At 57.3% G+C, this 248-nt stretch carries 1 rRNA gene; it reads left to right on the forward strand.

The window, feature by feature from the left end:
* A 23S ribosomal RNA gene (locus C1J00_RS44410) occupies positions 1-248 on the forward strand; the annotation flags it as partial.

A 248-nucleotide genomic window follows, 5' to 3' on the forward strand; every position in this document is an offset into this window, starting at 1 on the left:
AGGAGGTTGGCTTAGAAGCAGCCACCCTTGAAAGAGTGCGTAATAGCTCACTGGTCTAGTGATTCCGCGCCGACAATGTAGCGGGGCTCAAGCGTACCGCCGAAGTCGTGTCATTCACACCATAGGGCCAACGCCTGTGTGGATGGGTAGGGGAGCGTCGTGTGCCGGGTGAAGCAGCCGCGGAAGCGAGTTGTGGACGGTTCACGAGTGAGAATGCAGGCATGAGTAGCGATACACACGTGAGAAAC

It is taken from the genome of Streptomyces cahuitamycinicus, from assembly GCF_002891435.1.
Classification (GTDB): domain Bacteria; phylum Actinomycetota; class Actinomycetes; order Streptomycetales; family Streptomycetaceae; genus Streptomyces; species Streptomyces cahuitamycinicus.